This is a genomic window from Nocardioides faecalis (genome assembly GCF_018388425.1).
In the GTDB taxonomy this organism is placed as follows: Bacteria; Actinomycetota; Actinomycetes; order Propionibacteriales; family Nocardioidaceae; genus Nocardioides; species Nocardioides faecalis.
In genome coordinates this window covers 3,299,260-3,321,201 of record NZ_CP074406.1, presented here as the reverse complement: position 1 = coordinate 3,321,201, position 21,942 = coordinate 3,299,260, and the positions used below count along the sequence as shown (strand labels likewise).

General features: G+C 65.6%; 21 protein-coding genes. 15 read left to right on the top strand and 6 right to left on the bottom strand.

Annotated features, from left to right (window positions below; genetic code table 11):
• Positions 1–45 precede the first annotated feature (45 nt).
• From KG111_RS15640 to KG111_RS15600, 9 genes are all read left to right on the top strand, one after another.
• Entirely contained in the window at positions 46–1,110 is a 1,065-nt protein-coding gene (locus tag KG111_RS15640) for a tyrosine-protein kinase domain-containing protein (RefSeq protein WP_249666169.1), read from the top strand.
• On the top strand, positions 1,107–2,252 hold the full coding sequence (locus KG111_RS15635) for a glycosyltransferase (protein ID WP_205289700.1): 1,146 nt from the start codon (positions 1,107–1,109) through the stop codon (positions 2,250–2,252). The genes KG111_RS15640 and KG111_RS15635 overlap by 4 nt, the downstream gene beginning before the upstream one ends.
• Positions 2,249–3,232, top strand: a complete 984-nt coding sequence (locus KG111_RS15630; RefSeq protein WP_205289699.1) for a glycosyltransferase family 4 protein — start codon at positions 2,249–2,251, stop codon at positions 3,230–3,232. The genes KG111_RS15635 and KG111_RS15630 overlap by 4 nt, the downstream gene beginning before the upstream one ends.
• Positions 3,213–4,091: a glycosyltransferase family 2 protein gene (locus KG111_RS18595; RefSeq protein ID WP_372440110.1), complete on the top strand. Its 879-nt coding sequence runs from the start codon at positions 3,213–3,215 to the stop codon at positions 4,089–4,091. Before KG111_RS15630 ends, KG111_RS18595 begins: the two co-directional genes overlap by 20 nt.
• A gap of 94 nt (positions 4,092–4,185) precedes the next feature.
• On the top strand, positions 4,186–5,457 hold the full coding sequence (locus KG111_RS15620) for an O-antigen ligase family protein (protein WP_205289697.1): 1,272 nt from the start codon (positions 4,186–4,188) through the stop codon (positions 5,455–5,457).
• The gene (locus KG111_RS15615; RefSeq protein ID WP_213450002.1) at positions 5,405–6,661 is read left to right on the top strand and encodes a CDP-glycerol glycerophosphotransferase family protein; all 1,257 of its coding nucleotides are present in this window, start codon (positions 5,405–5,407) and stop codon (positions 6,659–6,661) included. Before KG111_RS15620 ends, KG111_RS15615 begins: the two co-directional genes overlap by 53 nt.
• Complete coding sequence (locus tag KG111_RS15610) at positions 6,658–7,533, top strand: capsular polysaccharide synthesis protein (protein ID WP_205289695.1); 876 nt, start codon at positions 6,658–6,660, stop codon at positions 7,531–7,533. Before KG111_RS15615 ends, KG111_RS15610 begins: the two co-directional genes overlap by 4 nt.
• Entirely contained in the window at positions 7,526–8,833 is a 1,308-nt protein-coding gene (locus tag KG111_RS15605; protein ID WP_205289694.1) for a lipopolysaccharide biosynthesis protein, read from the top strand. The genes KG111_RS15610 and KG111_RS15605 overlap by 8 nt, the downstream gene beginning before the upstream one ends.
• Positions 8,834–8,852: 19 nt before the next feature.
• Complete coding sequence (locus KG111_RS15600; protein ID WP_205289693.1) at positions 8,853–9,311, top strand: hypothetical protein; 459 nt, start codon at positions 8,853–8,855, stop codon at positions 9,309–9,311.
• 45 nt (positions 9,312–9,356) lie between these two features.
• Here KG111_RS15600 and cysN read toward each other — a convergent pair whose 3' ends face one another.
• Both cysN and cysD read right to left on the bottom strand, forming a co-directional pair.
• Positions 9,357–10,628 (bottom strand): sulfate adenylyltransferase subunit CysN, encoded by a 1,272-nt coding sequence (gene cysN / locus KG111_RS15595; protein WP_240195198.1) that lies wholly within the window; start codon positions 10,626–10,628, stop codon positions 9,357–9,359.
• Positions 10,628–11,542, bottom strand: a complete 915-nt coding sequence (cysD, locus tag KG111_RS15590) for a sulfate adenylyltransferase subunit CysD (RefSeq protein ID WP_205289692.1) — start codon at positions 11,540–11,542, stop codon at positions 10,628–10,630. Before cysD ends, cysN begins: the two co-directional genes overlap by 1 nt.
• 144 nt (positions 11,543–11,686) lie before the next feature.
• Here cysD and KG111_RS15585 point away from each other — a divergent pair, with 144 nt between their 5' ends.
• Complete coding sequence (locus KG111_RS15585) at positions 11,687–12,502, top strand: DUF8612 domain-containing protein (RefSeq protein WP_205289691.1); 816 nt, start codon at positions 11,687–11,689, stop codon at positions 12,500–12,502.
• Positions 12,503–12,521: 19 nt separating this feature from the next.
• Positions 12,522–13,688 carry a nucleotide sugar dehydrogenase gene (locus KG111_RS15580; protein ID WP_205289690.1) on the top strand — a complete coding sequence of 389 codons (1,167 nt, stop codon included), beginning with the start codon at positions 12,522–12,524 and terminating at the stop codon, positions 13,686–13,688.
• A 129-nt stretch (positions 13,689–13,817) separates the two neighbouring features.
• On the opposite strand, the gene cysC is transcribed toward KG111_RS15580, so the two are convergent.
• Positions 13,818–15,668, bottom strand: a complete 1,851-nt coding sequence (gene cysC, locus KG111_RS15575) for an adenylyl-sulfate kinase (protein WP_205289689.1) — start codon at positions 15,666–15,668, stop codon at positions 13,818–13,820.
• A 101-nt stretch (positions 15,669–15,769) separates the two neighbouring features.
• Between cysC and KG111_RS15570 the strand changes: the two genes are divergently transcribed.
• The 3 genes from KG111_RS15570 to KG111_RS15560 all read left to right on the top strand — a co-directional run bounded on the left by KG111_RS15570 (position 15,770) and on the right by KG111_RS15560 (position 17,312).
• The gene (locus KG111_RS15570) at positions 15,770–16,237 is read left to right on the top strand and encodes a helix-turn-helix domain-containing protein (protein ID WP_205289688.1); all 468 of its coding nucleotides are present in this window, start codon (positions 15,770–15,772) and stop codon (positions 16,235–16,237) included.
• Positions 16,238–16,242: 5 nt separating this feature from the next.
• Complete coding sequence (locus KG111_RS15565; RefSeq protein WP_205289687.1) at positions 16,243–16,890, top strand: hypothetical protein; 648 nt, start codon at positions 16,243–16,245, stop codon at positions 16,888–16,890.
• 122 nt (positions 16,891–17,012) lie between these two features.
• On the top strand, positions 17,013–17,312 hold the full coding sequence (locus KG111_RS15560) for a DUF2516 family protein (protein ID WP_205289686.1): 300 nt from the start codon (positions 17,013–17,015) through the stop codon (positions 17,310–17,312).
• 19 nt (positions 17,313–17,331) lie between these two features.
• On the opposite strand, the gene manA is transcribed toward KG111_RS15560, so the two are convergent.
• The 3 genes from manA to rfbB form a co-directional block, all read right to left on the bottom strand.
• Positions 17,332–18,510 (bottom strand): mannose-6-phosphate isomerase, class I, encoded by a 1,179-nt coding sequence (manA, locus tag KG111_RS15555; RefSeq protein WP_205289685.1) that lies wholly within the window; start codon positions 18,508–18,510, stop codon positions 17,332–17,334.
• A gap of 75 nt (positions 18,511–18,585) precedes the next feature.
• A complete protein-coding gene (locus KG111_RS15550) occupies positions 18,586–20,004 on the bottom strand; it encodes a sugar nucleotide-binding protein (protein WP_249666168.1) in 1,419 nt (472 codons plus the stop codon).
• Complete coding sequence (gene rfbB / locus KG111_RS15545; protein WP_432806866.1) at positions 20,001–20,999, bottom strand: dTDP-glucose 4,6-dehydratase; 999 nt, start codon at positions 20,997–20,999, stop codon at positions 20,001–20,003. The genes KG111_RS15550 and rfbB overlap by 4 nt, the downstream gene beginning before the upstream one ends.
• Before the next feature lie 67 nt (positions 21,000–21,066).
• Here rfbB and rfbA point away from each other — a divergent pair, with 67 nt between their 5' ends.
• Positions 21,067–21,930, top strand: a complete 864-nt coding sequence (rfbA, locus tag KG111_RS15540; protein ID WP_205289683.1) for a glucose-1-phosphate thymidylyltransferase RfbA — start codon at positions 21,067–21,069, stop codon at positions 21,928–21,930.
• Positions 21,931–21,942 lie beyond the last annotated feature (12 nt).

Below are 21,942 nucleotides of genomic sequence, written 5' to 3'. Positions count from 1 at the left end.
GCGGACGCTGGGGTCGATGTCGATATCGCGTCACTATCGCAGTCCGTGTCCGCCAGGGCGGTCCTGGACACGGTCAACCTCGAGATCACCGTTACCCACTCTGACGCTCATGAGGCGCAACTGCTCGCGCAGTCCTATGCGGAGCAGTTGAGCGAACTCGTCAGCGAACTGGAGAGGCCCGCGGGGGCGCGTGAAGCCCCAGTCAAGGCATCCATCGTCGACACCGCATCTCTGGACACAGACCCGGTAAACCCGAAGCCGAAGCAGAACATCGCACTGGGAATCGTAGCGGGGCTTCTGCTCGGCGTGGGCATCGCCATTCTGCGTAGCGTATTCGATACGCGGGTAAGGTCTGCTGACGACATCGCCGCCGTCATTGATCGCCCGGTGCTTGGGGTCATCGGATTCGATCCACAAAGTCAGAGCGTGCCTTTGGTGACCGACATCCCCTCGCACGCCCCCCGCGCAGAGGCGTTTCGCGTCCTGCGCACGAACCTCCAGTTTGTCGACGTGGACAAGCAGAGGCGCGTCTTTGTAATCACGTCTGCCGTGCCAGGCGAGGGGAAGACGTCAACGGCCGTAAACCTCGCCATTAGCCTTGCGCAGGGCGGCAGCAAGACTCTGCTCGTGGAGGCGGATCTCCGTCGTCCAAGAGCGGCACAAAAACTTGGCTTGGATGGGTCGATCGGCGTGACCACGGTTCTCGTAGGGAGCATTGGATGGCAAGATGCACTCATCAATCACGCTTCATCGGGCCTCGACCTCTTGGCGGCGGGAGCGATCCCGCCCAACCCGGCCGAACTCATACAGTCACGGGCGATGGGCGACCTCTTGGAATCGCTGCGTGCTCAATACGACGTGGTGATCGTCGATGCACCGCCGCTGCTGCCCGTGGCCGACGCCGCGCTACTCGCTGCGAGCGCGGACGGAGCGATTCTGGTGGCCAGGCACGGGCGCACTACCCGTGATCAACTGTCCCATGCCTGGGAAAGGCTCGATGCAGTGGATGCCAAGGTGGTCGGCGTTGTGCTCAATATGGTTAAAGGCACTTCAGAGAAGCACGGGTACGGGTACGGGTACGGATACGCTCCTAGCGAAAGCGAATCATGAACTCCACGAGCACGGGTTCGACGCTCGTTTCTCATGAATGGATCGCGCCGACGGGCGGCTCTGAAAACGTCTTTCGCGAGCTGATGGCGGCAGTCCCAGACGCGGATGCGATCTGTTTGTGGAACGACGATTCGCCGGACTCCTTCAATCGGCCGGTCAAAGAGTCGTGGATTGCAAGATCGCCTTTACGTCGGTCGAAGGCGCTCGCGCTGCCGACGATGCCGATTGCTTGGCGCTCCGTCAATCTGACCGGCTACGACCGCGTCCTAGCATCTTCACATGCATTCGGACACCACCTGGCCTCGCGCGCGGCGCGCACGGGGTTGGACGGTTATGCCTATGTCCACACCCCTGCGCGCTACATCTGGGCGCCGGAGGTTGAAGTCCGCGGACGCGGAGTAGTGGCGAGGTCAGCGAGCCGTCCGCTGAAGATATTGGACCGTGCCGCAGTGGACCAGCGTGTTCAGTACGCGGCAAACAGCGAGTACATCCGGCGCCGGATAGCTTCGGCTTGGGGTGTTGACGCCAGGGTGATCTACCCTGCTGTCGACGTTGATCGCATCTGGAGCCGGGCCGCGTGGCGAGATCACCTGTCCTCCGAAGAAGCCCGGATAATCGAATCTGTACCCACGAGTGGATACCTTCTGGGAGCCTCGCGCCTCGTTTCCTACAAGCGCTTGGATCAAGTGATCGCGCTTGCAGAATCTCTGCAGATGCCAGCCGTGATCGCGGGATCCGGGCCGGCCGAGGCCGAACTCAGAGCCCAGGCGAGCGCGGTGGGCGTGCCTGTCGTGTTCGTTGGCAGGGTGAGCGACGAACTGCTGTACGCCCTCTATCAAGAGGCATCGCTGTTCGTGTTTCTACCTGTTGAGGACTTCGGCATCATGCCGGTGGAGGCCATGGCTGCCGGCACGCCGGTGCTCGTGAACTCTGTTGGTGGCGCCGCGGAGTCGGTGAGGATCACGGGAGGCGGGGTTGCGGTGGACGGCGACTCCTCGATCGCGACCCTTGCTGGTGCCGCGCGAACCGCGATCGGGCTGCCAATGACGTCGGTTCCCCGCCGGACCGCCCGATTCTCGAAATCATCCTTTCGTCGCGAGATATTGGACTGGATCGGGGAAGCCGGCGAGGTAGCGCCATGACCGTGTATGTCGATCGTCGCTACGACGGCGCCCACGGCATCGGCCGGTACGCTCGTGAAATCTATAGTCGTATGGAGCTCGAGTTCGTCGCTCTCCCGACACGGGGTAACCCGGTCTCTCCGACGTCGTTGGCTTCGGGAGGATGGCTTGTTCCTAATCGGAACGACGTGATCTACAGCCCCGGATTCGGTACTGGATTCTCGCGAGCCCGCCAACTGCTGACGGTTCACGATCTAATTCACCTTACTCATCCGTCTGGACGGACAAAGGCCCGGCTTCAACGGGTCTATTACGAGCGTGCGGTGCGACAGTCGATTCTCAGAACCGGCCACGTGATGACCGTCTCGGAAGTGTCAGCTGGGGCGATCCGCGAGTGGCTCGTCGACGAGTCCGTCGAGATCCATGTCACTGGGAACGGCTGCTCGGACTCCTTCACCCCGGATGGTGCCGTCCACCTGCGCGACCGGCCATACGCACTGTTTGTTGGGAACGCGAAACCACACAAGAATCCCGGGCTGGTGTTCGCCGCCTTATCCAGGATTTCTGACCTCGATCTGGTCGTTGTGACGGCCGATTGGTCGAGTCTCGCGCCAGTTGCTGCTGCAGCAGGCGTCTTGGACAGGATTATCGTCGTGTCCGGTGTCGATGACGACCAACTCGCGGAGTACTACCGTGGGGCGGAAGTCCTTTTGTTTCCTTCGATTGTCGAGGGATTTGGGTTGCCAGTCCTTGAGGCGCTGAAGTGCCACACGCCGGTGGTCTACTGCTCCATCGCTGAGTCCGTCGCGGAAATCTGTGAGGGAACGCAATTCGCTGTAAGCGATCCCGGTGACATCGCGGGCTACGCCACCGCAATCGAAGTTGCACTGGACTCCCAGTTTGCTGCTCCCCCGAGCCTCGCCGGATATGACTGGGCCAATGTCGCCCGGCGGGTTGATGCCGTTCTCAAGCGTCTGATTGATGAGGTGGCCAATGGGTGATATCGACTCAGGGCGGATTGGACGCCCTCGCGTATCCCTAGTCACCGGCAGTCTTTTCCGCCAGGTGTTCCTGGAGCGGTTGTTCGGATCACTTGAAGGTCAGCGGTTTTCTGACTTCGAGATTATCGTGATTGAGCAGCGCGACGAGGACGGCATTAGGCGTCTCGTCGCGAGGTTTCCCGGATTAAATGTAACCGTCACCTCCAGTGACAGGGGATTGTCGCGGGCGCGGAATGTTGGTCTACGGGAGGCGCGAGGCGAGATTATCGGCTTCCCTGACGACGACTGTTGGTATAGTCCGGGAACAATATCTCGAGTCGTACGTCGGTTTGACTTCGACCCTTCCCTGGATGTGTTGTGCGGTCGTGTTCTTACGGGAACCGGCCCGATGCTCAACTACCCGCGAGGCCCGGTTCGTATAGACCGTTCCAACGTTTGGCATACGGTAGTATCCCCCGGCCTGTTCGTGCGCCGATCGGCTGTGGACGCCATTGGAGATTTTGACGAGCTTCTTGGCGTCGGAAGCGGAACGCAGGCCGGCTCGGGCGAGGAGACGGATTACGTTCTACGGGCGCTGACGCAGGGGCGTCGCGCGGAGTTCGATCCGCTCGTTCATGTGAATCACCCGAGCCCCGAGGAGGTCTCGAATCGACTGAGCCCGGCGGTGGGGCTGAGTTACGGATTTGGCATGGGGCGGGTTCTCCGCGACCATGATTACTCCCTTAGCGCTCGGATGAAGGCGGTGGGACGACCCATCGCGGGAGCGGCAGTTGCGGCCGTGCGCGGTGACGCCCCGTTGGCGCAATTCCGGGTGGCTGTTGCGCGCGGTCGCTTTCGTGGTCTCACGCGTGGGCTCTGAGGCGGACATGCGTAGTCCCTCACCCAGAACCGAGGCGTGGCGCGAGAATTCAGGGCGTCTCGGTGCCGGCGCGAGCCTCGTCATTATTTGTGTAGTGGCGGCCCAGTTCGTGGACGTGACGCTGGGGTCTGCAGGCAGTTTTGTTATCTCCGCCCAGAAGCTTGTTGCAATCCTGATTCTGCCGCTCGGCGTCGTTCTGATGCGACGACTGGTTGTGCCTGGAGCACTTGTGGCGCTTTCCGCAATAATCGTCTTGGCCTTTTGCGCGGGACCGTTACTATCGGACACGCCGAAAGCAACGCTGTTCGCGTCGGTCTTGGCAATTCTGCTCAACCTAGCGTCAGCGATCGTGCTCTACTCTGCTCTCACGCGCGACCGTGCGGCGATTGGGTTGTTCGCTTGGGTCTGGATCGCAGCGTCAGCGGTAACTGCCGCCGTCTGCTTGGGACAGATGCTCGGAGCGCTTCCGCTGTATACGGTGACGGAGGAAGCGCTTTCTCGTAGGGATGTAGTCGCGGGGCTACGCAGAGGCACCGGCTTTAAGTTTGACCCGAATTTCGCGGCAATGATGCTCGTTGTCGGTTTAGGGTTCGTTCGGACTCTAGTGCGTCCACCCGCCAGATGGCTGCTTAGCCTCCTTCTTATCGTGGGAATTATCTGCACGTTCTCCCGTATGGGGTTAATCGTCGCCGCAATCGTAATGATCATGAGTTCTGGCGGAATGCACCGGTCTTCGGCCAGTCGCGTTGTGGGCCGCGCGGGCGCGCTCATAGCCGTCGGTGTCGTAGGCCGAGTGCTCTATGAATTCACCTCCGGCCAGGTGAGAGACTATGTCGACAGTCGGACCCAGGATCTAATGAGCGGTGTTGATCTCGTGCTCGGTCGGAACGCAGGCGCCTCGAGCACCGGTTCGGCGGTCGAGCGGGCCGACCTAGTCGGTGCGACAGTCGGCATTATTCGCGACCATTGGATGTTCGGTCTAGGGCCGAATAACCTGCAGGAGGAGCTTGCTTGGGCTATCGGGGCGGACAAAGGTGCTCATAATACGTACCTCGAGTCGCTGGCGATCGGCGGAATCTTCGGCCTTCTAGGGTTGATCTTCTATTTTGCTATCTGTCGCACGTCCTTAAGATCTCTGAGTGCACAGGCGGCCCCGGGAAGTCTTGCGAACACGCGTCGGGCCGTGTCGCTGTTATGCCTTTCGGCAGCTCTCATGGCCGTAGTGTTGACTATAAATTACAACTCCTTCTTGTTCCTTCCCATCACAGTCGCGTTGGCGTTCAGGTGCATAAGCGCTCCGGTCGATAATGAGCGTGGCCCGGGTGAAGTTGCGTCCGTGGGCAAAGTTCAGGCGAGGGCATGGTGACGTGAGGGTGCTCAGGGGAATCGGTCCAGGCATCGTGAAGGGCTTGACATATATCATCAACCTCCCTCTCTACGCGCTGACGCGTATCACCCCCCGCCGTACGAACCTGTGGGTGTTCGGATCATGGCTCGGTAGATCGTATAGCGATAATGCGCGCTACTACTTCGAGTATGTCTGCGCCAATCATCCGGAAGTCGAGGCGGTCTGGCTTACGAACTCGCCGGCGGTGCTGGCGGAGGTGCGGTCGTCGGGGCGCAAGTGCGAGATGAGCGGGTCGTTGCGCGGATACTGGGTGTCCGCCCGCGCCGCGATTGCAATCGTCACGACCGGGCGGCGCGACGTTAACCGATACGTTGTGCCCCCGCGGGTGGTTAACCTTTGGCACGGCATTCCGTTGAAGAAGATCGAGCACGACAGCTCACGTGTTAGTGAGCGGCTAGTTCGTCAGAACCGTGTCGCGCGGTTCTTCCCGTTTCACACGGATGCCGCATACCAACTCATCGCGTCTTCGTCGGCCTGGGAGGCGTCTCGGCTCGCCTCGGCGTTTCGCGTTGCGAGCAGTGCCGTCCGCGTGACTGGCGCTCCGCGGAACGATGCTCTGCTTGAAGAGCTTGCGTTGCCGCGTAATCCTGGCCGGTGCCGGGTGCTGTATGCCCCTACCTTTCGTGACCACGACGTCGAGGGGCCCGTCCGTATTCTTCGAGAGAATCTAGATATGATCGAGCGGATGCTGGGAGAGCTCGATATGGAGTTGCATGTGCGTCTCCATCCCAATGCGCCGGACCCAGGCATGTCGAGTCGGCCGCGTCTTCGCTTCGATTCTCTTCTTTGTACCGGTTCTGATCTGCCGAAATTGATGGCTGACGTGGACCTGCTCGTCACTGATTATTCAAGTTTGTATCTCGACTTCCTGTTGACGGACCGCCCCATTATGTTCTTGGCTTACGACCTTCTTGACTACCTCTCGAATGAACGTGAGTTGTACTTCGAATACGGAGATCCGCTCGTTACTCCGGGCCCGATCTGCAGGACCTGGGAGGATGTCGTTGAGAATATTTCGTCGATACGCTTGGGCGCGGACAGTTTCGCCGCGGATCGTGCCTTCAGTAGATCGTTCTTCCACCGGTATTCAGATGCGGGGAACTGCTTGCGTGTGTTCGAAGCGATGACGTCCGGAGGTTCTGTGGATTGCGAGGGACAGTGACTATCGAGACGAGGGTGGGTTTGCGCGCCGACGGGCCGATCAACAGAACCGTGTTTATCCTGTGGTTCCAGGGCGAGGCGGCGGCACCCCGCCTCGTGCGGCGCTGTATCGATTCTTGGCGCACTCAGAACCCCACTTGGGACGTCGTGGTTCTCGACCGTAACTCGCTCTCGGAATACGTCGAGTTGCCTGCGTGGTGCTCGTCCAAGCTGGGCGCAGCGCATCTCTCGGACCTAGTTAGGCTGCGCCTCCTCGAGGCCCACGGCGGCGTATGGGCCGACGCTACAACCTACTGCTCGTGGCCGTTGGATTCGTGGCTCCCTGGAGCTTACGCCGGGGGTTTTTTCGCTTTCGCTTGGCCGGATCCCGGCTACGAACTGTCAAATTGGTTTCTGGCGGCGGACCCAGGCGAGCCGCTATTGACTAACACGCGCGAGTTGCTGGAGGCGTACTGGGCGGAGATGCCTGAAAGGGAGCCAGGACGGATCCGCATCTTACTTGGAAAGATTTTGGTTCGCCTACTTCGGCGGTCGAGTAAGACGACGTCGCTCTGGTTTAGTTTCCCGGTTCGGCGGGTGCTGAAAGTCTATCCCTATTTCGCTTTTCATTACGCCTTCGCTGCTGCGGTTGGCTGGGACGTCCAGTTGCGTAACCGCTGGAATAGCGTCGTGAAGATCTCGTCCGACGGTCCTCACTCGTTGCAGAGGTACGGTCTGGATCGGCGCGTGGACGAAGTCATGATGAATGAGCTTTCGGATCCCTCTGTCCCACTTTACAAACTCACTTACAAGGGGACCGATCACCTGATTGACGACAGTTCTTCTGCGCTCGGATGTCTTCTTTCAGTCTCGAGAGATCAATCGAGTGCGTGAGTTTCTGCTGCGATTGCAACGGGTCTTCGCGGGTAAGTCTGGCGACTTCTTCGTTGCCCTCGCACTTCAGATTTCGGGTGCTGGTTTGGCGTATCTCTCCCAAGTCGCGTTGGCTCGGACGGCTGGGGCCAGCGGGTTTGGTCTTCTAAGCCTCGTCGTTAGTGTTTCGGCCGTTGTTGGTCTCGTCATCACGCTCGGGATGGGCGCGTTAGGACTGAGGCTGCTGCCAGCCTGGGTTCGCGATGGTGAAGGTGCGATGGCGCGCCAGTTTCTCGTGCTCGCGTATGCGTTGACTATCGCGTTGGCTTCGCTTGTCGGAGCAGGTGTAGTCGCGGTCGGCGCTTCGATAGCGTGGGGCGCAGCGACTGCCCTGGGAGTCACACTCCTGGTGACGGTGACGGCACTTGTAAGTCTTGGAGGCGACTTCGGGCGGGGTATCGGTGCTTTCGCCAGTGCTTATGGAGCTGCGCTGGTTCTTCGCCCAGCGGTGGCGATGCTTACGCTTGGCGTCCTGGCTTGGGCGGGCGTCGCAGGTTTCGGAGCTGGGCTTAGCGCCCTAGTTGTTGGAGGATGGGTTGCGGTCGTCGTTCAGGTGGGTGTGATTCGACGGCGGCTTGCGCGTTTGGGGGGGCGCGGGCGAGTCGGTCGTGGCAATTCGGTCGGCTGGCTGCGAATGGCTCCTAGCTATATGATCGCTAACCTGCTTGTCCTGTTCCTACTGCAGGTTGACATTCTTGTATGCTCGGTTGTGCTCGAGAGTCGTGACTTGGGGTACTACTCGTCAGCGGTGCGTACGCTGGCCGTTATCTCGGTCGTCAGTGGGGCCATCGTTAGTGTGGCGGCGCCGCGATTCGCGCTTGCATCCGGAGATAGAATCCAACTTGAGCGTGAAGTCCGCATCGTCGCTCGTTGGCAGTTTGCGCTGGTCTGCGGAGTTGCTGTGCCGCTCTTTGTCGCGGCGCCCTGGGTTCTTGGTCTGTTTGGCTCGGGATTTGCGTCGGCGGAATGGGCGATGCGTTTGATGGTCATTGGCCAGGTGGTGAATGCTGCGTTTGGCCCATCTGGAACAGTTCTCGTGTATTCGGGGTTCCCCCGCGTTGTTTCCGGCGGCACGTTAGTGTGTGTGTTCATGGCTGCCTTGGCTTGTTTTTTTGGTGCCTCTATGTGGGGGCTCACTGGTGCGGCGGGAGGGTACGCGACTGGCACCGTCACTGGGGGTGTGATTTTGTGGTGGCTTGCGCGGTCACGGGTTTCCGTAGATACCGGCGTATGGAATCGTGCAGTGAGTTCTAGCGATTGACTGGAGGCTTGAGTCCCGAATGACGATCTATCGTCCTATCCTTCGCGTGTTGGTGCACACGCGCCGAGTGCGCGGTCTGCGACGGATAAGCCGGCTGATGTTCCGCCTGCTAATGGTCGACATTCCAATAAAGGTGCCTATTGGTCCACGGGTGCAGGTCTATCACAACTGGGTGGGAGTGGTGATAAGTAGTCAGGCGCGGATTGGAAGCAATGTGCACATCTTCCATAACGTGACGATTGGGCGGCGCGACCCGTATCTGCCGGAGGCTGAGAGTCCGCTCGCGCCCATCACGATTGAGGATGATGTGTTCCTCTGCGTCGGCTGTGTCGTTCTCGGGGGCGCCGAGCCTCTGAGGGTCGGTAGAGGAACCGTCGTCGGAGCGAATGCGGTCCTGACGCAGTCTACGGGCGACTGGGAAGTGTGGGCGGGCATCCCCGCGCGCAAGATCGGCGTGCGCCCCCGCCCCCAGGCGTGAGGCGTCCGTGGCGCCCGACGTGCAGTAGACGCCGGGCGGCAGGCGTCACCCGTTAATCATTCCTGCGCCAACCGTTACTCCCGTTGCTTCGTCGATGAGGATGAAGGATCCGGTGGTGCGGTTCTTGGAGTACGGGTCGCACAGCAATGGCACAGTGGTTCGAAGTACGACGCGACCGATTTCGTTGACACCAAGCTCGCGGGTCTGCTGGTCTCGGTGGAGCGTGTTCACGTCCAAGCGGTACTGGACGTCCTTGACCAGCGCGCGGCCGGTGCGCGTCGTGTGCTTGATGGCCAGCTTCTGGCGGGGCTGCAGCGGCGTCGTCGACATCCAGCAGACCATGGCGTCGATGTCCTGGCTCGGCGTCGGCGCGTTCTTGACCCGCGCGATCATGTCGCCGCGGGAGACGTCGACGTCGTCCTCGAGGTGCAGGGTCACGCTCATCGGCGGGAATGCCTCGGCGATCTCCTTGTCGAAGAGGTCGATCTTCGAGATCTTCGAGGTCATGCCGGAGGGCAGCACGACGACCTCGTCGCCCGGCTTCAGCACGCCTCCGGCGACCTGGCCGGCGTAGCCGCGGTAGTCGTGGAACTCGTCGGACTTCGGGCGGATGACGTACTGCACCGGGAATCGGACGTCAACGAGGTCGCGGTCGGAGGCGACGTGCACGTGCTCCAGGTGGTGCATGAGCGTGGGACCGGAGTACCAGTCCATGTTGACCGAGCGCGTCACGACGTTGTCGCCCTGGAGCGCTGAGATCGGGATGACCTCCAGGTCGGGGATGTTCAGCTTGGTGGCAAAGGAGGTGAACTCGGCGTGGATGCGGTTGTAGACCTCCTGGTCGTAGTCGACCAGGTCCATCTTGTTCACGGCCAGCACGAGGTGCGGCACGCGCAGCAGTGACAGGATCACGGCGTGCCGCCGGGACTGCTCGGTCAGACCCTGGCGCGCGTCGACCAGGACCAGGCCGAGGTCGGCGGTCGAGGCGCCGGTCACCATGTTCCGGGTGTACTGCACGTGGCCGGGGGTGTCGGCGATGATGAACTTGCGCCGCGGCGTCGCGAAGTAGCGGTACGCGACATCGATGGTGATGCCCTGCTCCCGCTCCGAGCGCAGGCCGTCGGTCAGCAGCGCGAGGTCGGTGTAGTCGTAGCCCTTGGACTGGCTGGTGGCCTCGACCGCCTCCAGTTGGTCCTCGAAGATCGCCTTCGAGTCGAGCAGCAGCCGACCGATCAGCGTGGACTTGCCGTCGTCGACGGATCCCGCGGTGGCGAAGCGGAGGAGGTCCATGGGGCGGTCGTCGGTGGTCGTGGCCATCAGAAGTAGCCCTCCTTCTTGCGGTCTTCCATGGCGGCCTCGGAGAACCGGTCGTCGCCCCGGGTGGCGCCGCGCTCGGTCACGCGGGCCACGGCGACCTCGTCGATGATCTCCTGGATGGTGCTGGCAGTGCTCTCCACGCACCCGGTGAGCGTCAGGTCGCCGACGGTGCGGAACCGTACGGTGCGCTCCTCGACGACCTCGCCGGGCCGCAGCGGGTTGTGCTCGCTCTCGCTCAGCAGCATGCGGTCGCGCTTGAAGACGCGGCGCTGGTGGGAGAAGTAGATGCTGGGGATCTCGATGCCTTCGCGGCCGATGTAGTCCCAGATGTCGAGCTCGGTCCAGTTCGAGATCGGGAAGATCCGCATGTGCTCGCCCTCGTGGAGACGGCCGTTGTAGAGGCTCCACAGCTCGGGGCGCTGGTTCTTCGGGTCCCACTGACCGAACTCGTCCCGGTGGGAGTAGACGCGCTCCTTGGCGCGGGCCTTCTCCTCGTCCCGCCGGCCGCCACCGAAGGCGGCGGTGAAGCCGTTCTCCTCGATCGCGTTCAGCAGCGTGCCGATCTGGAGCCGGTTGCGCGAGGTCTTGCCGTCGTCGACGACGATGCCGTCGGCGATCGCCTGCTCGACGCTCGCGACGATCAGCCGCACGCCGAGCCGGTTGACCCAGTTGTCCCGGGTGGCCAGCACCTCGGGGAAGTCGTAGCCGGTGTCGACCTGGAGGACGGGGAACGGGATCTTGGCGGGGTAGAACGCCTTCTCGGCCAGGCGCATCATGACGATGGAGTCCTTGCCGCCGGAGAACATGAGGACGGGCTTCTCGAACTCCGCCGCGACCTCACGGAAGATGTGGATCGACTCCGCTTCCAGCTGGTCCAGCTGGCTCAGGCGGTAGTCGCTGTGAGTCTGCGTCATGGCGAGACGCGCCGTCCTTTCCTAGAACATGTTCTATGCGAGCTCAGACATCCTCATCGTGCCACGGCGTGCCGGCGGGCTTGCCATCGGGTTTCGACCGATAGACAAATCGACGAGTTCTGGTCGGAAGTGTCAGGCTGAGGTGTGACCGCCTTCGTCGCCCGGCTCGGCACCCGTGCCCTTGCCCCTCCCGAGGCGTACTCCTCGTGGGGGATCGCTGACTACCTGGCCGCGGCGGTGCCCGGCGAGGCCGACAACAGTCGTCTCGAGGAGCTCCGGACCCGGCTCCGGGGGCAGCGCCGTACGGATCCGGAGAGGGTGCTTGCCCTGCTCGCGGCGCTGGCAGGCGCGCCGATGGCAGAGGTCAACTTGGCCAGGGTGGCGCGGGAGGCCGGGATCCCGGTGACCACGCTGCCGCCGTACGTCGACCTGCTGGTCGATCTCGGACTGATCCGCCTGCTACCGGGTGCGACGAGCTCCGTCGCGAAACGGGCCGTGGCTCGTCCTCGCGTGGTCCTTGCAGACCCGGGCCTGGCATACCGTCTGAGCGGCATCGCACGAGCCGAGCTCCTCGAGGTCAGCGGTCGACGGCGGTTGCGGCCGCTGCTGCTCAACCTCGTGGTCAACCAGCTGATCGACCAGGCGGGTGACAGCTCGGTGCCCTACCGCCTCAGCCACTTGCGCGAACGCAACGGACTGCACGTGGATCTGCTCATCGAGCTCGACGACGAGTCGCTGTACGCCGTCGAGGCCCGCACGGCGAGCAGCTTCCGCCCGCACCAGTTCCGCAGCCTGGAGGCGCTCGCCGCGCGGGCCGGTGCGCGCTTGCGCGCCGGGATCGTGCTCCACACCGCGCCCCGGGGACACGTGTTTCGGCCCGGGATGTGGGCGCTGCCCCTGTCGGTGCTGTGGGGCTCGGATCACTCCGTCGATCTTGCGGGTGGCCCTCGGCGGAAGTAGCGGGCCCTAGGCTGCGCACGTGAAGATCGTGGTCGTCGGCACCGGATACGTCGGTCTGTCCAACGCAGTCATCCTGGCGCAGTGCAACGAGGTGTGGGCGCTGGACGTGGACGCCGAGAGGGTGGCGCTGGTGAACAAGCGCCGGTCTCCGATCATCGACGTCGAGCTCGAGGACTACCTCGCGACGCGCTCGCTCTCCTTGACTGCGACCCTCGACAAGGCCGAGGCGTACGCCGACGCGGACTTCGTCATCGTGGCCACCCCCACGGACTACGACCCGGAGACGAACTACTTCAACACGACCTCCGTCGAGTCCGTCACGGCCGACGCTCTCGACCACAACCCGTCCGCCACCGTGATCATCAAGTCGACCGTGCCTGTGGGCTTCACCGACCAGCTCCGACAGCGACACCTGGGTGCCTCGATCATCTTCAGCCCGGAGTTCCTCCGCGAGGGCCGCGCCCTGCACGACAACCTGCACCCGTCGCGCATCGTCATCGGCGCGGACACAGAGCCCGCTCACACCTTCGCGAAGCTGCTGGCCGACGGCGCCCTCGCCGAGGACATCCCGGTGCTGTTCACCGGCTCCAGCGAGGCGGAGGCGATCAAGCTGTTCGCCAACACCTACCTGGCGCTGCGGGTCGCCTACTTCAACGAGCTCGACACCTACGCCCTCACCCACGGCCTCGACACCCGGCAGATCATTGACGGTGTCGGGCTCGATCCGCGGATCGGGTCGCACTACAACAACCCCTCCTTCGGCTACGGCGGCTACTGCCTGCCGAAGGACACCAAGCAGCTCCAGGCCAACTATCACGACGTGCCGCAGAACCTGATCAGCGCGATCGTGGACGCCAACACCACGCGCAAGGACTTCGTCGCCGCCGACGTCCTGCGGCGCAGGCCCGCGGTCGTGGGCATCTACCGCCTGGTCATGAAGGCCGGCTCCGACAACTTCCGGATGTCCTCCATCCAGGGCGTGATGAAGCGGATCAAGGCCAAGGGCATCCCGGTGATCATCTTCGAGCCCGAGCTGGCCGAGGACTCCTTCTTCAACTCCGAGGTCGTCCGCGACCTCGACGAGTTCAAGCGCCGCGCCGACGTCATCATCGCGAACCGGCGCACCGAGCGCCTGGCCGACGTCGCCGCCAAGGTCTACACGCGCGACCTCTACGGCCGTGACTGACCGCGGCTCGCTCCACAGGCCCCGCCAGAGGGCCCTCGAAAACCCGTAGGCATGCTCTCGGTTTCAGGTGGGTAACCCACCGGCATGACGATCATCCTGGCGGTAGCCCTGGCATGGGCGCTGGTCTCCCTACCCGTGGCTGTGGGCTTCGGGCGCGCGTTCGCTGCCGGCCAGACCGCCCAGGCGGGGCAGCACCTCGCCGAGCAACCGGTCGATCTGGTCGGCTGAGGCCTCGGCCGCGGCCTTGCCGCGGCGATACGGGTCGCGCACGTCGTGCTCGGGCGCGGCGCCGGCCCGGCGATGTCCCGCGGCCTCCACCAGCCGCCGCCCGGTCAGGGCGTCGTCCACGCGGGCTGCCGACGCCGCGAACTGGCCGAGCGTGAACACCTTGCGGAACGACTGCGGGGCCTCCTCGAGCACGTACGCGCGGTGCGAGGCCTCCGCGGTCAGCACGAGGTCGGCCCCGGCGATGAGCTCGCGGGTGACGGACCTGCTCGCGAATCCCTCGATGAGCTCGCCGCCGACGCCGCGCTCGCGCAGCACCTGACCCATCGTGGCGTCGACCGGGTGCGCGGTGAAGCCGTGCGTGCCGGCACTGGTGAAGCTCACCTTCGCAGCGTCGCCGGCGAGGCTGCGCGCCCGCAGCTCCATGTAGGGCGAGCGGCAGATGTTCGCCGTGCAGACGAACAGCACGCGCAGCGTCGTCTCGGCAGGACGGGGCTCGACGGGTTGAGTCTCGATGGGTCTGGATAGCGGTGCCGGCCCTGGCGCCCCCTGGCGTGGAAGGTCGAGGTAGCCGGCGGTGCGCAGGGCGTCGGTGACGTCGGCGAGCGCCTCCTCGATGCTGCGGGCGGTGGTGTCGACGCGCACGTCGGCGTCGGTCGGCTCCTCGTAGGGCGAGGAGATGCCGGTGAACTCGGGGATCTCGCCACGGCGGGCCTTGGCGTACAGGCCCTTGCGGTCGCGTCGCTCGCACTCGGCGACCGGCGTGGCGACGTGGATCAGGAAGAAGGCGCCACCGGCGGCCTCGACCATCGCCCGCACCTGCTGGCGAGTCTCGTCGTACGGCGCGATCGGGCTGCACACCGCGACGCCGCCGTGCCGGGCGATCTCGGCGGCCACCCAGCCGATGCGCCGGATGTTGGTCTCCCGGTCCTCCCGGGAGAACCCGAGCCCGGCCGACAGGTTGCGGCGTACGACGTCGCCGTCGAGGCTGGTGACCGAGCGAGTGCCCTGCTCCAGCAGGCGATCGATCAGGGCCCGCGCGAGCGTCGACTTGCCGCTGCCGGACAGGCCGGTGAAGAAGAGCGCCAGGCCCTGCTCCGTGGGCGCGGGATGCTCCTGGGCCGCGATGTCGGCGAGCTGGGGCAGCGTGGTGCCGTCCGCGGTCAGCTCCACGACGCGGTCGGTGCCGGCGTAGGCGGCGAGCACGGCGTCGCGCAGCGCCGCGTCGGATGCGGAGCCGTGGTCCGCCAACGGGATGGCCACGACCGCGGCGTCGATCTCTTCGGCCACCCGCAGGGTCGCCCGCAGCAGCGCGACCGGGCTCACAGCGGGCCGGCCGTGCCCGACCAGGACGGCGAACAGCACCGGGCCGAGCCCCCGCACCTGCTCCAGCTGCGCATCCGTCAGCAGGTCGCTCACCGGGACGACGGTGCGCCCGGGGTAGGCGGCGCGCGTGGCGTCGGGGGAGAGGTAGTGGGAACGGAAGGGGCCGAACTGGGCGTGCGCCAGCGGCGTGACGCTCAGGCCCCGCGGGGACTTCGCGACCCGCGCGAGCGGCATGCCTTCGGGGTCCACCAGCTCGACCTCGTGGCCGTCCTCGAGGTGGCGCCGCAGCGTGTCGGGCAGGTCCAGGGTGATCGGGCTTCCCGGTTCGTCGAACCCGAGGATCGGTCCCGCCGCTCCGGAGGCCAGCAGCTCGAGGTCGTCCAGCTCCCGCGGCGAGGGGCAGTGCTGGGGGACGGGAGGGCTCGACACGTCGCGATCGTACCGACGCGCCGCCTCCGTTCGGGCCCTGGTCCAGAGTCTGCATGCTCAATTGCTTGCAATTGCTAACTTTTGCTAGCACTATGGAACGCATGGCCAAGAACGTGGTCGGCAAGACCGTCGGATCGCTCGGGGAGTACCTCCGGGAGCAGCGACTGTCGTCGCGACTCTCCCTGAGGCAGCTCGCCGAGCTCGCCGGCGTCTCCAACCCGTACCTGAGCCAGATCGAGAGAGGGCTTCGCAAGCCGTCGGCCGAGGTGCTGCAGCAGATCGCCAAGGCCCTGCGGATCTCCGCGGAGCAGCTTTACATCCAGGCCGGGATCCTCAGCCCGGAAGACGGCGTGGGGGGATCGGTGGAGCTCGCCGTCCTCGGCGACACCGCCCTCACGGAGCGGCAGAAGCAGTCGCTCCTCGATGTCTACACATCGTTCCTGGCGCTGAACGCGGCCGATGCCGCCCGCACCCCGGACGAGGCGCCACCGCCTCCGGACGGGTCAGCCGACCTGGACGCGTCGCGCACCACCGAGACCGACACCGACAGCATCACCAACGAAAGGTGAGAAGAATGGCGAAGATCGCGCTCCCCAAGATCGAGGTCCCCACCATCGACCTCAAGACCATCGACCTCCCCGACGTCCCCGTCGCCACCAAGCCGCTCCTCGCGGGCGTCGGCGCGACCGACCTGGCGTTCGAGAAGGTGCTCGGCTACGTGGCCGAGGTGCAGACCAACGTCAAGAACTTCGAGCTCCCCGAGCCCAAGAGCATCCAGGACAAGGCCGTGAGCAGCCTCGCCGACGGCAAGGGCAAGGTCGAGGCACGCATCTCCGACCTGCAGACCGAGGCCAAGGCGCTCCCAGGCAAGGTGCAGAGCACCGTCGACAAGGCGCAGAGCACCGTCAAGGAGAAGATCGACGCCAACCTGGCGGTCGCCACCGCGCTCTACTCCGACCTCGCCAAGCGCGGCGAGAGCGTCGTGGACAAGCTGAAGGAGGGCCGCTCGCGGACCACGATCACCGTGACCGTCCCCGCGCCGCCGGTCGCCCGCAACGCCCCTCCGGCCAAGGCCCCCGCCAAGAAGGCGACCGTGAAGAAGTCGCCCTCCGCCAAGAGCGCGACCGCGAAGAAGGCCCCGGCCAAGAAGACCACCGCGCAGAAGGCGCCCGCCAAGAAGGCGACCGCGAAGAAGGCGCCGGCCAAGAAGGCGACCAGCTGAGCCAGCCGCGCACGAACAGCAGCCCCGGAGCGACGTTCCGGGGCTGCTGTCGTGTCTCGGAGGGTTCAGCGGTCCGCCGTGTCTCCTCCAGCCCAGCGACCGATAGGTAGGATCGACGCATCATGAGTGGTGGATTCGTAGGACCGATCAACGAAGTCGAGCTGTACATCAACCTCGCGATCGCCTTCGTGCTGCTCGTGCTCAAGATCTTCGCGTTCGTCAGCGCGCTGCTCTACTCCGGCGAGTCGTACGTCGCCGCCGACAAGCTGACCAAGCCCACCTGGTGCGCGATCCTCGGCGTGGGCGTGCTGCTGCAGCTGGTGCCCCTCAACCTGTCGATCATCAACCTCGCGATGACCGTCGCAGCGCTGGTCTACCTGGCCGACGTCCGCCCGGCGCTGGCCGGCCTGCGTCGCCGCTGACCGCGGCTCAGATCAGGCGTCAGATCAGGTCGTCGAGGCGCCCGGCCGCGCCCGAGGGGGCGAACGCCTGCGCGACCTCCCCGGTGCCGATCACGCGGATCTCGCCGTCGGTGTCGTCGGCGAACCCCGCGTCGCCGCGGCGCAGGTGGATCATCTCCTCGCGGGCGTTGATCAGCGCGACCTCGCCGCCGGTGCAGACGAACAGGCGCTGTCCCTGCGCGGGCAGCACGACTCCCGCCGGCTCCGCCTGCGAGCTCTGCGTGATGGACAACGCGAAGTCGCGGCTCGGCGCGAACACGTCCGTGGAGGTGCCGAACAGCTGAGGCGTGACCCGGGCGACCCGCGACATGCCCTCCTCGAGGCAGCGCACCAGGCCGGTGGGGTCCACGTGCTTCGACGTCAGACCGGCGCGCAGGACGTTGTCGGAGGAGACCATCACCTCCAGGCACATGCCCGAGAGGTGGGCGTGGATGATCCCGGTGTCCAGGAACGCAGCCTCACCCGGCTGGAGCGTGAGGCGGTTGAGGAGCAGCGAGATCACGACCCCGACGTCGCCGGGGTGGGAGCGCTCGATCTCGATCGCGGTCGCGTAGGCGCGCTTGATGTCGATGCCCTCGGCCAGCGCGTCGTGGCAGAGCTCGACGACCTGTTTGACCTCGTCCGCGCTGGGCGGGTCGAGGAGCAGGCCCTCCACGAGGCGCACGATGCCGGCGAACCCGGGGTTACGGCGCAGGTTCTTCGCCAGCGCGGAGGTCACCGGGTGCTGGAGCGGGAGCAGCACCCGGAGGATCTCGGCGGTGGGCCGGAAGCCGACCAGGCTGTCGAAGGTGGAGAGGGCGTACACCATCTCCGGCTTCGGGTGCGGGTCCTTGAAGACCCGCTCGGGCGCTGTGGGCGCGATGCCGGCGGCGTTCTCCGCCTCGAAGCCGGCGCGCGCCCGGGCGGCGTTGGGGTGGACCTGGATGGAGAGCGGTCGGTTGGCGGCCAGGACCTTCAGCATCAGGCCCATCTCGCCCGCGACCTCGCTCAAGGGGCGGCCGGTATGGACCGGGCCGGCGACGGTGGCGGTGCCCAGGGGGTGGGTGCCGATCCAGACCTCGGCCACGGGGGTGCCGTCGCCGTTGCGTCGCTGGAAGCCGGGAATGTCGTCAACGGAGCCCCAGTCGTACGCCTGGGTCGGGCAGTCGAGGACGAGCATGGAACCTCCTGGTCGGGAACGCGCCTACCGTAGTGGCCCATCCTCTGAGCACAAACGTGGTGAGCGGGAGCTTCGTCAGTCCCCGAGCTCACGGAGGTAGGCGCCGAGGGCGTCGTCCGCATCCCGCGGACGGAACCCGGAGGCGGTGAGCTTGTCGAGGTTGAGGGTCGAGTGCAACGGCCGCGGCGCCCACGGGCTCCGCCCCTCGGCGTACGCGGCGGTCGAGGTGGTGCCCACCCGGGCGGGGTCGTGCCCGGTGAGGGTGAAGACGGAGCGGGCGTAGTCGGCCCAGGAACGCGCAGCACCGGTGTTCGTGGCGTTGTAGGTGCCGAACGGCGCGCCGGTGCTGACCAGGTGGTGGGTGGCGGCCGCCAGGTCGCTGGTGAAGGTGAGCCGACCGACCTGGTCGTCGACGACGACGGGGTCGACACCGTCGGCGGCGAGCTTCGCCATCGTGCGGACGAAGTTGTGGCCCTCGCCGATGACCCACGAGGTGCGCAGGACGTAGTGCCGCGGCGCGGTGGCCACGGCGAGGTCGCCGGCGGCCTTGCTCTGCCCGTAGACGCCGAGCGGCGCGAACGGCTCGTCCTCGCGGTGGCCGCCCTCGACGTCCGAGCCCTCGAACACGTAGTCGGTGGAGTAGTGCACGAGGGTGAGGTGGTGCTCGGCGGCGATCCGCGCCAGGGCCGCGGGTGCGGCGGCGTTGGCGGCCCAGCAGACCGCGCGACCCTCGGTCGTCTCGGCCTGGTCGACCGCGGTGTAGGCGGCGGCGTTGAGGACGAGCTCGTAGTCGCGCCAGGGCCAGGCGGCGAGCGCGGCGGGGGCGGTGAGGTCCAGCTCGTCGAGGTCGACCAGCGTGGCGCCGGGGAAGAGGGGAGCGAGGGCGCGACCGAGCTGACCGCGGGCGCCGATGATCAGCGTCTTCTTCGGCGCCATCGGCGCCACCGCATCCAGCAACGGGTTGGCGCGGTCCTTGGCGGAGATCTCGACCTCGGTCGAGTCCAGCGGGATCGGCCAGGGGATGCCTGCTGTGGGGTCGGCGAGGTGGAGCGCGGGGTAGGTGCGCCCGGGCACGTAGTGGTCGTTGACCAGGTAGGAGTAGACGGTGCCGTCGGTGAGCGCCTGGTAGGAGTTCCCGACACCGCGCGGCACGAAGACCGCGGTGTGCTCGTCGAGCTCGGTCCAGAACGTCGTACCGAACGACGGGCCCTCGCGCATGTCCACCCAGGCGGCGAACACCCTGCCGGTGGCCACGGAGACGAACTTGTCCCAGGGCTCGGTGTGGATGCCCCGGGTGGCGCCGCGGTGGGCGTTGAACGACATGTTGTTCTGCACCGGGGCGAAGTCGGGCAGCCCGAGGGCGACCATCTTCTCCCGCTGCCAGTTCTCCTTGAACCAGCCGCGTTCGTCGCCGTGGACCGGCAGGTGCACGACGAGGAGGCCCGGGACGGAGGTCGACTCGATCCGCAGCTCGTCCGACACCGGCGTGCTCACTGGCCCTTCGCGGCGTAGGCGGACTCCGTGGCGTGCTTGTGCGGCGCCCACCACTCGGCGTTCTGCTCGTACCAGCGGATGGTCTGCTCCAGGCCGGACTCGAAGTCGGAGAACATCGGCGTCCAGCCGAGCTCGGTGCGCAGCTTGGTGGAGTCGATGGCGTAGCGCAGGTCGTGGCCGGGGCGGTCGTTGACGTGCTCGAAGTCGTCGGCGTCGCGTCCCATCAGCTCCAGGATGAGGCGGACGACCTCCAGGTTGGACTTCTCCCCGTCCGCGCCGATCAGGTAGGTCTCGCCGATCCGTCCGGCCTCGAGGATGCGCAGCACGGCCGAGGAGTGGTCCTCGGTGTGGATCCAGTCGCGCACGTTCTCGCCGGTGCCGTAGAGCTTGGGTCGGCGGCCTTCGAGGACCTCGGTGATCTGGCGTGGGATGAACTTCTCCACGTGCTGCCAGGGGCCGTAGTTGTTCGAGCAGTTCGAGATCGTGGCCTGCACGCCGAACGAGCGCACCCAGGCGCGCACGAGATGGTCCGAGCCCGCCTTGGACGCCGAGTACGGCGAGGACGGCTGGTAGGCGGTGGCCTCGGTGAACCGGTCGGGGTCGTCGAGCTCGAGGTCGCCGTACACCTCGTCGGTGGAGACGTGGTGGAACCGCACGCCCGCCTTGCGCACGGCCTCGAGCAGCACGAAGGTGCCCACGATGTTGGTCTGGATGAACGGCGAGGGGTCCGAGAGCGAGTTGTCGTTGTGCGACTCGGCGGCGTAGTGCACCACCGCGTCGTGGTCGGCGACCAGCGGCTCGACGAGCGCGGCGTCCGCGATGTCGCCGACCACCAGCTGCACCCGGTCGGCCGGCAGGCCGGCCAGGGACTCCCGGGTGGAGGCGTACGTCAGCTTGTCCAGCACCGTCACCGACGCGTCGGTGTTGGCGATGAGGTGATGGACGAAGTTCGAGCCGATGAATCCGGCTCCGCCGGTCACGAGGATGCGCTGCACGCTTGCGAGTCTATGGACCACAATGTGCTCCATTCACAGGAGCACGCCCCGGAAGATGGGACAGGTCATGCGCGGGATCATCTTGGCGGGCGGGACGGGGAGCCGCCTGCACCCGATCACGCACGCGATCAGCAAGCAGCTGATGCCGGTGTACGACAAGCCGATGATCTACTACCCGCTCTCGACCCTCATGCTCTCGGGGATCCGCGAGGTGCTGGTGATCACCACCCCCCACGAGGCCGACCAGTTCCGGCGCCTGCTCGGCGACGGCTCGCAGCTCGGCATCGACATCACCTACGCGGTGCAGGCGTCCCCCGACGGCCTGGCGCAGGCGTTCCTGATCGGTGAGGACCACCTCGCCGGGGGCGGTGCCGGCCTGGTGCTGGGCGACAACATCTTCTACGGCGCGGGTCTCGGCACCCGGCTGCGCCGTTTCGACGGCCTCGACGGGGCAGCGGTGTTCGGCTACCGGGTCGCCGATCCGACGGCCTACGGCGTGGTGGAGTTCGACGCCGACAACCGCGCCGTGTCGCTGGAGGAGAAGCCGGAGAAGCCGAAGAGCCACTACGCGGTGCCGGGACTGTACTTCTACGGCTCGGACGTGGTGGAGAAGGCCAAGACGTTGACGCCGTCGCCGCGCGGTGAGCTGGAGATCACCGACCTGAACCGGCTCTACCTGGAGGAGGGCCGGTTGCAGGTCGAGGTGCTGCCCCGCGGCTCGGCGTGGCTGGACACCGGAACCTTCGACGACCTCAACGACGCCTCCAACTTCGTGCGGGCGCTGGAGGCGCGCCAGGGCACCAAGGTCGGGGCGCCGGAGGAGGTGGCCTGGCGGATGGGCTTCATCGACGACGACCGGCTCGCTGAGCTCGCCCAGCCGCTGCTGAAGAGCGGCTACGGCCGCTACCTTCTCGAGCTTCTGGACGATTAGGAACGGCGACGA